Annotated in this window: 9 protein-coding genes; 6 read left to right on the top strand and 3 right to left on the bottom strand. The window is 72.9% G+C overall.

All coding sequences use genetic code 11. The annotated features are described in order from the left end of the window. Positions 1-49: 49 nt before the first annotated feature. Together ACWEJX_RS10550 and ACWEJX_RS10545 are read right to left on the bottom strand one after the other, a co-directional pair. The gene (locus ACWEJX_RS10550; RefSeq protein WP_451607123.1) at positions 50-298 is read right to left on the bottom strand and encodes an antitoxin; all 249 of its coding nucleotides are present in this window, start codon (positions 296-298) and stop codon (positions 50-52) included. Between the two features lie 48 nt (positions 299-346). Continuing rightward, complete coding sequence (locus ACWEJX_RS10545; RefSeq protein WP_451607122.1) at positions 347-622, bottom strand: hypothetical protein; 276 nt, start codon at positions 620-622, stop codon at positions 347-349. Positions 623-735: 113 nt separating this feature from the next. On the opposite strand from ACWEJX_RS10545, the gene miaA reads away from it, so the two are divergent. The 6 genes from miaA to hflX all read left to right on the top strand — a co-directional run bounded on the left by miaA (position 736) and on the right by hflX (position 8,771). Then, a complete protein-coding gene (miaA, locus tag ACWEJX_RS10540) occupies positions 736-1,674 on the top strand; it encodes a tRNA (adenosine(37)-N6)-dimethylallyltransferase MiaA (protein ID WP_451607121.1) in 939 nt (312 codons plus the stop codon). A 111-nt stretch (positions 1,675-1,785) separates the two neighbouring features. Further along, positions 1,786-2,250 carry a hypothetical protein gene (locus ACWEJX_RS10535; protein ID WP_403799283.1) on the top strand — a complete coding sequence of 155 codons (465 nt, stop codon included), beginning with the start codon at positions 1,786-1,788 and terminating at the stop codon, positions 2,248-2,250. Positions 2,251-2,338: 88 nt separating this feature from the next. Next, a complete protein-coding gene (dapF, locus tag ACWEJX_RS10530; protein ID WP_451607120.1) occupies positions 2,339-3,235 on the top strand; it encodes a diaminopimelate epimerase in 897 nt (298 codons plus the stop codon). Between the two features lie 208 nt (positions 3,236-3,443). Beyond that, positions 3,444-5,597, top strand: coding sequence for a RelA/SpoT family protein (locus ACWEJX_RS10525; protein ID WP_451607119.1), 2,154 nt, complete (start codon positions 3,444-3,446; stop codon positions 5,595-5,597). Between the two features lie 65 nt (positions 5,598-5,662). Continuing rightward, the gene (locus tag ACWEJX_RS10520) at positions 5,663-7,144 is read left to right on the top strand and encodes a M1 family metallopeptidase (protein ID WP_451607118.1); all 1,482 of its coding nucleotides are present in this window, start codon (positions 5,663-5,665) and stop codon (positions 7,142-7,144) included. Positions 7,145-7,277: 133 nt separating this feature from the next. Then, entirely contained in the window at positions 7,278-8,771 is a 1,494-nt protein-coding gene (hflX, locus tag ACWEJX_RS10515) for a GTPase HflX (protein WP_403798753.1), read from the top strand. 80 nt (positions 8,772-8,851) lie between these two features. Here hflX and ACWEJX_RS10510 read toward each other — a convergent pair whose 3' ends face one another. Beyond that, on the bottom strand, positions 8,852-10,039 hold the full coding sequence (locus ACWEJX_RS10510) for a trypsin-like serine peptidase (RefSeq protein WP_451607117.1): 1,188 nt from the start codon (positions 10,037-10,039) through the stop codon (positions 8,852-8,854). Positions 10,040-10,201: the final 162 nt, after the last annotated feature.

Here is a 10,201-nt window from a genome sequence, read left to right as displayed (position 1 = left end):
GGCCGCGGAGCAGCGCGCTCCGCGGCCGTCCGCCGTGGCGGAGGAACGATCAGGCGGCCGGCGGCGGCGTCGGGCCGCTCGGGCCCTCGTTCTTGTGGGCGAGCCGCTCGATGGCCTCCTTGGCCTTCCCGGTGCCGGACTCGATCTTGGTGCTGTACTTGCCCTTGGTCTTCTCGTCGACCACCCGGGCGGCCTTCTCCAGGCCGTGCTCCACCTTGCCGCCGTGCTCCTTGGCGAGGTCGGAGACCTTGGCCTTGGCGGGGCCGAGCTTGGCCTTCAGCGAATCCATGAGACCCATTCGGTCACCAATCCCTCCGCCGGACCCTGCCGGGTCCGTGTTCCGTGCCTACGGTCGGGCGCCCTCGCCGGCCGGCTCGTTGTCGGCGGCCTCCTCGGCCGACTGCTGCTTGGGGATCTCGACGGGTTCGGCCACCGCGTCGGCCACCGCGTCGGCGACCTCACGGACCTCGACTCCCTCACGGACCTCGACGCCCTCACGGGCCCCGGTGACCTCGGGGGCCTCCTCAGCCGCGCCGACGGCGTTCTCCGGCGCCTCGACCGTCACCGCCTCGGTCGCCACCTCGTCCTTGCTCTTCCGGCGAAACAGCGCAAAAACTCCCATAACTGCTCCCTAGCGTACTCAGGGTCGTCATTCCGCAACAGGCAACGAAGCCGGATGAGGGCCGTCACGTAGCTCATTCGGGGACGCGCCGGGAGGTTTGGGAGACTGGGCACGTGAGAAGTGCAGCTCCCGCACCGCGGGTCATCGCCGTCGTCGGTCCCACCGCGGCCGGAAAGTCCGATCTGGGCGTCTTCCTCGCCCAGCAGCTCGGCGGCGAGGTCGTCAACGCCGACTCCATGCAGCTCTACCGGGGGATGGACATCGGCACCGCCAAACTGACGATGGAGGAACGCGGCGGCGTCCCGCACCACCTCCTCGACATCTGGGAGGTGACCGAGGCCGCCAGCGTCGCCGAGTACCAGCGGCTCGCCCGCGCCGAGATCGACCGGCTGCTCGCCGAGGGCCGCACCCCGATCCTGGTGGGCGGCTCCGGCCTGTACGTGCGCGGGGCCATCGACGTCCTCGACTTCCCCGGCACCGACCCGGAGGTCCGGGCCCGGCTGGAGGCCGAGCTGGAGGAGCGCGGCTCCGGCGTGCTGCACGCCCGCCTGGCGGCCGCCGACCCCGAGGCCGCCCGCGCGATCCTGCCCAGCAACGGCCGGCGCATCGTGCGCGCCCTGGAGGTCATCGAGATCACCGGCAAGCCGTTCACCGCCAACCTCCCGGGCCACGACTCCGTCTACGACACCGTGCAGATCGGCGTCGACGTCGCCCGCCCCGAGCTCGACGAGCGCATCGCCACCCGGGTCGACCGCATGTGGGAGGCCGGGCTCGTCGACGAGGTCCGCGCCCTGGAGGCGCGCGGCCTGCGCGAGGGGCGCACGGCCGCCCGCGCGCTCGGCTACCAGCAGGTGCTCGCGGCGCTCGCGGGGGAGTGCACCGACGACGAGGCCCGCGCCGAGACCGTGCGCGCCACCAAGCGCTTCGCCCGCCGCCAGGACTCGTGGTTCCGCCGCGACCCCCGGGTGCACTGGCTCAGCGGCGCCGCCGCGGACCGCGGGGAACTCCCGCGACAGGCGCTGACGTTGGTCGAACGAGCGGTTACAGCCTGATCACGTGATGGCATCGGGACGTCATGCCCGTCATTCGGAGGGGCAGGGGCGTGCCATCATCGAGCATCGTCGAACGACCAAGTGGAATCCGAGTGGGGAGGGCGCGTGGCGATGGAGGCCGGCCCTCGAGACACGGAAGAGCAGGCCGCCGTCCGGGGTGAAGTCCCCGGTACGGCGCCCGGTCTGACGCCGGACGGCCCCGACCAGGCCGAGGGCAGCGCCGTCGAGGTGGACCCGGCCGAGGTCGAGGTGGAACTGCGCCCGCAGCGCCGCCTGCGGATCTGGCAGCTCGCCCCGATCGTCGCGCTCGCCGCCGTCGGCTCGCTGATGTTCGCCTTCCCGCTCGCCTTCGGCTCGGGCGACGGCGGCGCCGTCGTCGCCATGCTCGGCCTGCTGATCAGCTCCTGCGCGGCAGGCTGGGGCATGATGGCCGCCCGCCGCGTCGGCCACACCTGGCCGGGCCTCCCCGCCCGCGGCTCCACGGAGCGCCCCGACTGGCGCGCGCTCGCCCTGTACGTGTCGCTGAGCGCCCTCCTGGTCGCGCTGGCGGTCTGGCGCGTGGCACGACTGCGCTGAGCGCCGTACGGCTCCCGCCATGTGGGACCCCGTACCGTTCCGTGGACCGTCGCGACCTCTGTCACACCCGGCACGTAGAGTTGACTCCGTGACCAGCGCGCAGACCTCGCCCCACTCCTTCCCGGCGCCCCTCGGCTTCCTGAAGGGGCACGGCACCGAGAACGACTTCGTGATCGTCCCCGACGCCGACAACGACGTGGACCTGCCTCCGGCCCTCGTCGCCCGGCTCTGCGACCGGCGGGCCGGCATCGGGGGCGACGGCGTGCTGCACGTGGTGCGCAGCGCCGCTCACCCGGACGCGCGGCACCTGGCCGACGAGGCCGAGTGGTTCATGGACTACCGGAACGCGGACGGCTCGGTCGCCGAGATGTGCGGCAACGGGGTGCGGGTCTTCGCCCGCTATCTGGAGCACGCCGGGCACGTCACCGCCGGCGAGGTGGCCGTCGCCACCCGCGGCGGGGTCAAGCGGGTCCACCTCGACAAGGACGGCTCCGTGACCGTCCGCATGGGTCGCGCCGTGCTCCCGGAGGACGGCGTCACCGTCACCGTCGACGGCCGCAGCTGGCCCGCCCGCAACGTCAACATGGGCAACCCGCACGCGGTCGCCTTCGTCGAGGACCTCGCCCACGCGGGCAACCTGTACGACGAGCCGCCGTACGAGCCGGCCGCGGTCTACCCGGACGGCGTCAACATCGAGTTCGTCGCGGACCGCGGCCCCCGGCACGTCGCCATGCGCGTGCACGAGCGCGGCGCCGCCGAGACCCGCTCCTGCGGCACGGGCGCCTGCGCCGTCGCCGTGGCCACCGCCCGCCGGGACGGCGCCGACCCGGCCGTGTCCGGCGTCCCCGTCACGTACACCGTGGACGTGCTCGGCGGCACGCTCGTGATCACCGAGCACCCCGACGGCGAGATCGAGATGACCGGCCCCGCGGTCATCGTCGGCGAGGGCACCGTCGACCCGTCCTGGCTCACCGACCACGCCTGAGCACCGAACGCCTCCGGGGGTCCCTGAGGCTGTCCGGAGGCACCGGAATCGAAACTGTCAACGACGGATTCGTCCCTCGAATGGGTGATCCCGTTCACGCTCGGCGAGAGCGGGACTGCGCCACGTGGTGGGGTCGGTAGCATCAAGCACCGGCCCACCGGGCACGCCTGCCCGGCTCTCCGCCGGTCGACGCCGCCGGAGGTGCCCCATGAGCGCAGAGGCCACCAACCCCGTGAGCGAGGCCGGGTCCGCCACCGGATCCGACGCTCCCGGCCGCAGACGAGGCCGCCCCAGGATCGATCTGCGCAGGCTCGGCCGCGCCGCCCTGCTCGGCGCGACCGCCGGGCCCGCCATGCGCGACCGGCTGCCGGACGCCATCGGGCACGTCGCCGAGGCCCACCGCGCCCACCACCCCGACGCCGACCTGGCCGTGCTCCGCCGGGCCTACGTGCTCGCCGAGTCGTCCCACCGCGGCCAGATGCGCAAGAGCGGCGAGCCGTACATCACCCACCCGCTCGCGGTCACCCTGATCCTCGCCGAACTCGGCGCCGAGACCACCACGTTGACCGCCTCCCTGCTCCACGACACCGTCGAGGACACCGAGGTGACGCTCGACCAGGTGCGCCGCGAGTTCGGCGACGAGGTCGCCTATCTCGTCGACGGCGTCACCAAACTGGAGAAGGTCGACTACGGCGCCGCCGCCGAGCCCGAGACCTTCCGCAAGATGCTCGTCGCCACCGGCAACGACGTCCGCGTCATGTCGATCAAACTCGCCGACCGGCTGCACAACATGCGCACCCTCGGCGTGATGCGCCCCGAGAAACAGGTCCGCATCGCCAAGGTCACCCGGGACGTCCTCATCCCGCTCGCCGAACGTCTCGGCGTCCAGGCCCTCAAGACCGAGCTGGAGGACCTCGTCTTCGCGATCCTCCACCCCGAGGAGTACGAGGCCACCAGGGCGCTCATCGCGCGCAACCCCGGCGCCTGCGACGCCCTCGCCGGCATCGCCGAACAGGTCTCCGCCGTGCTGCGCGAGGCCGGCATCACCGCCGAAGTCCTCGTCCGGCCCCGGCACTTCGTCTCCGTCCACCGGGTCCGGCTCAAGCGCGGCGAACTGCGCGGCCCCGACTTCGGCCGGCTGCTCGTCCTGGTCGGCGAGGACGCCGACTGCTACGCGGTCCTCGGCGAACTGCACACCTGCTTCACCCCGGTGGTCTCCGAGTTCAAGGACTTCATCGCCGCGCCCAAGTTCAACCTCTACCAGTCGCTGCACACCGCCGTCGCCGCCCCCGACGGCGCCGTCGCCGAGGTCCTCATCCGCACCCACCGGATGCACAAGGTCGCCGAGGCCGGCGTGGTCGCCCTCGGCAACCCGTACGCGGCCCCGGACGGCACCGAGAGCCCGGCCGCCGGCACGGCCGCGGCGGACGACGGCGAGCGGGTCGACCCCACCCGGCCCGGCTGGCTCTCCCGGCTGCTCGACTGGCAGGAGTCCACCCCCGACCCCGACACCTTCTGGACCTCCCTGCGTGCCGACCTCGCCCAGGACCAGGAGATCACCGTCTTCCGCGTCGACGCCCCCGGCGCGATCAGCCTGCCCGCCGGCGCCACCTGTGTCGACGCCGCCTACGCCGAGCACGGCGAGGCCGCCCACAGCTGTCTCGGGGCGCGGGTCAACGGCCGGCTCGCGCCGCTCAGCACCGTGCTCCACGACGGCGACACCGTGCAGCTGCTGCTCGCCCAGGACTCCTCCTCCGGGCCCTCCCCGCAGTGGCTCGACCACGCCCGCACCCCGGCCGCCCGGATCGCCATCACCGGCTGGCTCCAGGCCCACCCCGAGGCCGCCAAGCCCCCCGCCGCCGCACCCCGGCCGCCCGTCAGCGTCACCGCCGACCGCCGCTCCGGCGCCAAGCTCCACACCGAACTCCCCGAAGCGCCCTTCGTGCGGCCCGCGGGCTGCTGCACCCCCGTGCCCAACGACGCCATCACCGGCTTCGTCGTCCGCGGCGGCACCGTCACCGCCCACCGCACCGGCTGCGCCACCGCCGCCACCATGCGGCGGCTCGGCCGCGAACCCGTCACGGTCCACTGGGGCGACACAGCCGAATGCCGCGTCACCCTCCGCGCCGAGTCCTTCGGCCGCCCCGGCCTCCTCGCCGACCTCACCGAGGCCATCGCCGCCGAGGGCGCCGCCGTCGTCTCCGCCACCGTCGAACCCCCGAGCGAGCAGCGGGTCCGGCACACCTACACCCTCCAACTCCCGGACGCCGCCGGGCTGCCCGCGCTGATGAAGGCGATGCGGGACGTGCCGGGCGTGTACGACGTGAGCCGGGCGCGGCAGGCGCCACCCCCGCGAAGCTGACCCCTTCGGGTGGCCGGTGTGCGCGCCGCCCCGGCCCGGCGGCCCCGCCCTGGTAGCCGTAACCCATGCCGCACCCCTCCCGCCCCTCACGGCCCTCCCGGTCGCCCCGCGCGCGCGTGCTGCGCTCCGCCGTCCTCGTCGCCCTCTCCGCCGGGCTCGTCGCCGCCGCCCTGCCCGCACCGCCGCCCCTGGGCATCGGCGACCCGCTCTTCCCGCACCTGGGCAACCCCGGCTACGACGTCCTGTCGTACGACATCGACCTCACCTACCCGGGCCGCAACACCGAGCCGCTCGCCGGCGTGACCCACGTCCAGGCCCTGGCCACCGCCGACCTGGAGCGGATCAACCTCGACTTCACCCACGGCAAGGTCTCCAAGGTCACCGTCGACGGCGAGCCGGCCGCGTACACCACCAGCGACGAGGACCTGGTGATCACCCCGGCCGAGCCCGTCGAGCGGGGCGACACGCTCGACATCACGGTCACCCACACCAGCGACCCGGCCGGGCCGGCCGACTCCGGCGGCTGGGTGCGCACCGGCGACGGCCTCGCCATGGCCAACCAGGCCGACGCCGGCCACCGGGTGTTCCCGTCCAACGACCACCCGGCCGACAAGGCGTACTTCACCTTCCGGATCACCGCCCCCGACCGCCTCACCGTCGTCGCCAACGGCCTGCCCGCCGGCCGCGAGCAGCACGACGGCGGCACCACCACGTGGACGTACAGGACCGTCCACCCGATGGCCACCGAACTCGCCCAGGTCTCCATCGGCGACTCGGCCGTCGTGCGCCGGGAGGGCCCGCACGGCCTGCCCGTGAGGGACGTCGTGCGCACCGCCGACCGGGAGGCGATGGAGCCCTGGCTGCGCCGCACGCCCGGCCACCTGGAGTGGATGGAGAGCCGCGTCGGCCCGTACCCCTTCGAGACCTACGGGATCCTCGTCGCCGACGCCGACACCGGCTTCGAGCTGGAGACCCAGACGCTCTCGCTCTTCGAGCGTGGCCTCTTCACCGAGACCGGCTATCCCACCTGGTACGTCGACTCGATCCTCGTCCACGAGCTGTCCCACCAGTGGTTCGGCGACAGCGTCTCGCCGCGCGCCTGGTCCGACCTGTGGCTGAACGAGGGGCACGCCACCTGGTACGAGGCGACGTACGCGGAGGAGCACGGCGGGCCGACCCTGGAGAAGCGCATGAAGGCCGCGTACGGGGCCTCCGACCAGTGGCGCCAGGACGGCGGGCCGCCCGCCGCGCCGAAGCCGCCGGAGCCCGGCGAGAAGATCAGCCTGTTCCGGCCGGTGGTCTACGACGGCGCCGCGCTCGCGCTCTACGCCCTGCGCCACGAGATCGGCGACGACGCCTTCGGGCGGCTTGAGCGCCGCTGGGTGGCCGAGCACCGGGACGGCACGGCGACCACCGCCGACTTCGTCGCCCTGGCGAGCGAGGTCTCCGGGCACGACCAGAGGGCGTTCCTGCACGACTGGCTGTACGCGGCGAAGACCCCGCCCATGCCCGGCCACCCCGACTGGACGAGCCGGGCCCTGCGGTGAAACCCGCGTGACGGGGCGTGCCCGGCCGTGTCACCATCATCAGGTCGGCGGCGCGGCCGGACCCCGGGAATTCTTTTCCGGTGTCACGCGTTGTGATCGGCGTAAAGGATTTCTCTTCGACGTTAAGGATCAAATGACCTCCTCTTCATCCCCTTCCCAGGACGCGCAGAGCTTCGCGGACACCCGCCGCACCGAGAGCCTTCGGGCCGATGCCCTGATGGAAGAGGACGTCGCCTGGAGCCACGAGATCGACGGAGAGCGGGACGGCGACCAGTTCGACCGCTCCGAGCGCGCGGCCCTGCGCCGTGTCGTGGGCCTCTCCACCGAGCTCGAGGACGTCACCGAGGTCGAGTACCGCCAGCTGCGCCTGGAGCGCGTCGTGCTGGTCGGTGTGTGGACCTCGGGGACGGTGCAGGACGCGGAGAACTCGCTCGCCGAGCTCGCGGCCCTCGCCGAGACGGCGGGCGCTCTGGTGCTCGACGGCGTGATCCAGCGCCGCGACAAGCCGGACCCGGCCACCTTCATCGGTTCGGGCAAGGCGCAGGAGCTGCGGGACATCGTGCTCGAGACCGGCGCCGACACCGTCGTCTGCGACGGTGAGCTCAGCCCCGGCCAGCTCATCGCCCTCGAGGACGTCGTCAAGGTCAAGGTGGTCGACCGGACCGCCCTGATCCTCGACATCTTCGCCCAGCACGCCAAGTCCCGAGAGGGTAAGGCCCAGGTCGCCCTCGCGCAGATGCAGTACATGCTGCCGCGCCTGCGCGGCTGGGGTCAGTCGCTCTCCCGGCAGATGGGTGGCGGCGGCGGTGGCGGCATGGCCACCCGTGGTCCCGGTGAGACCAAGATCGAGACGGACCGGCGCCGGATCCGCGAGAAGATGGCGAAGATGCGCCGTGAGATCGCGGAGATGAAGACCGGCCGCGACATCAAGCGGCAGGAGCGGCGCCGCCACAAGGTGCCGTCGGTCGCCATCGCCGGATACACCAACGCCGGCAAGTCGTCCCTGCTCAACCGCCTCACGGGCGCGGGCGTGCTGGTGGAGAACGCCCTGTTCGCCACCCTCGACCCGACCGTCCGGCGGGCCGAGACGCCCTCCGGCCGGCTCTACACGCTGGCGGACACGGTCGGCTTCGTCCGGCACCTGCCCCACCACCTGGTCGAGGCGTTCCGCTCCACCATGGAGGAGGTCGCCGACGCCGACCTGATCCTGCACGTGGTGGACGGCTCGCACCCGGCTCCGGAGGAGCAGCTGGCGGCGGTGCGCGAGGTGTTCCGCGAGGTCGGCGCGCTGGACGTGCCGGAGATCGTCATCATCAACAAGGCGGACGCGGCCGACCCGCTGGTGCTCCAGCGGCTGCTGCGGATCGAGAAGCACTCGCTCGCCGTCTCCGCCCGCTCGGGCGAGGGCATCGAGCAGCTGCTCGGCCTGATCGACGCCGAGCTGCCGCGGCCGAAGGTCGAGATCGAGGTCCTCGTGCCGTACACGCAGGGCGGTCTCGTCTCGCGGGCGCACGCCGAGGGCGAGGTGATCTCCGAGGAGCACACCCCGGAGGGCACCCTGCTCAAGGCGCGGGTGCACGAGGAACTGGCGGCGCTCCTCGCGCCGTACGTCCCCGCCGCGCACTGACACGCACACAGGCAGTGAAAAGGGCGCCGGCCGCCTCCCGCGAGGGAGACGGCCGGCGCCTTCGTTCTGTTCCCGGGCGATCAGTGGGCGAACTTCTTGCTGATCATGTCGTGGGCCGCCTTCGCGCCCTGCCCCAGCTGCGGTCCGGCCAGCCAGCCGCGGCTCCCGGCCGGGCCGATCGAGGTGTTGGACACCAGCGCCGTCTTGCCGTTCGGCATCACGTGGAACCAGCCGCCGCCGGACGAGCCACCGGTCATGGTGCAGCCGATCCGGTACATGGTCGGCGTCACCGGAGCCGTGGTGAGGCGGGTCGGACGGTCAAGGCACTTGTGCATGATCATGCCGTTGTACGGGGGCGCCGCCGGGTAGCCCCAGGCGCCGACCGTGCCGGCCTGCGCGGGCGAAGGGGCGGAGAAGTCGACGGGCAGCGCCGCACCCACCGTCTCCTCGAGCGACTTGTGGCCCTGCGCCGGCTGGACGTGCAGGATGGCGTAGTCGTACGGCCACGCCTGGTTGGTGCCGCCGCTCTGGATCCACTGGCCGGAGGTCACGGCCCAGTCGGCCCAGTACTGGCCGTACGGGTAGACCTGGTACGGCTGCGCGTTCTGCAGCTGCGCCGGGGACTTGCCGAGGTCGTTGAAGGCCGGGACGAACATGATGTTGCGGTACCAGCCGCCGCGCTTGCCGGCGTGCACGCAGTGGCCGGCCGTCCACACCAGGTTGGACTTGCCGGGCCGGCGCGGGTCCTTCACGATCGTGCCGGAGCAGACCATGGAGCCCTCGGGCGAGTCGAAGAAGATCTTGCCGACCGGGGCCGCGTAGCGGTGGTACGGGGTCTTCTCACGCTGCGCGGTCACCGGGCGCGGCGTGGGGTCGGTGCCGCCGCTCGTCGCCTGCGCGGTGATCGTCGGGTCGGGGCTCTTGGCGGACTGCATCCGCGTCGGGTTCCACAGGCCGTCGATGACCGGGTTGACGAAGTCGTCGGCCTCGCGGAGCCAGGTCTCCTTGTCCCAGTTCTTCCACTCGCCCTTCTTCCACTTGTCGACGTCGACGCCGTGCTTCTTCAGCTTGTCGGCGACGCCCTTGGCGAGGTCGGACGGGGAGTCGGAGCCGGATCCGGAGTCGCCGGCGGCGGCGGAGCTGCCGGCCGCGGGCTTGTCGGCGGGCTTGTCGGACGCCGGGGTCTCGGTGGGGCCGCAGGCGGTGGCGGTCAGCGCGAGCGCCGCCGCCAGGGCCGTGAGGGCCGGCAGGAGTCGTATGGAGCGCATGAGTGTGGTGTCCCCCTGGGATTTCTTCGCGCTGGGATTCGTTCGCGCGTCCGGCCGGCCCGGACACGGCCGCCACGGAGGGCCGCCGTCGGGTGCATTGCCATGGACGCGTCACTAGCGGTTGCACAGTATGCCGGTAACGACCGGGCGCGGCTCCGCAGG

This window comes from Streptomyces sp. NPDC004788, from assembly GCF_053601115.1.
The sequence above is the reverse complement of the archived record's forward strand: the minus strand, read 5'-3'. Positions and strand labels throughout refer to the sequence as shown.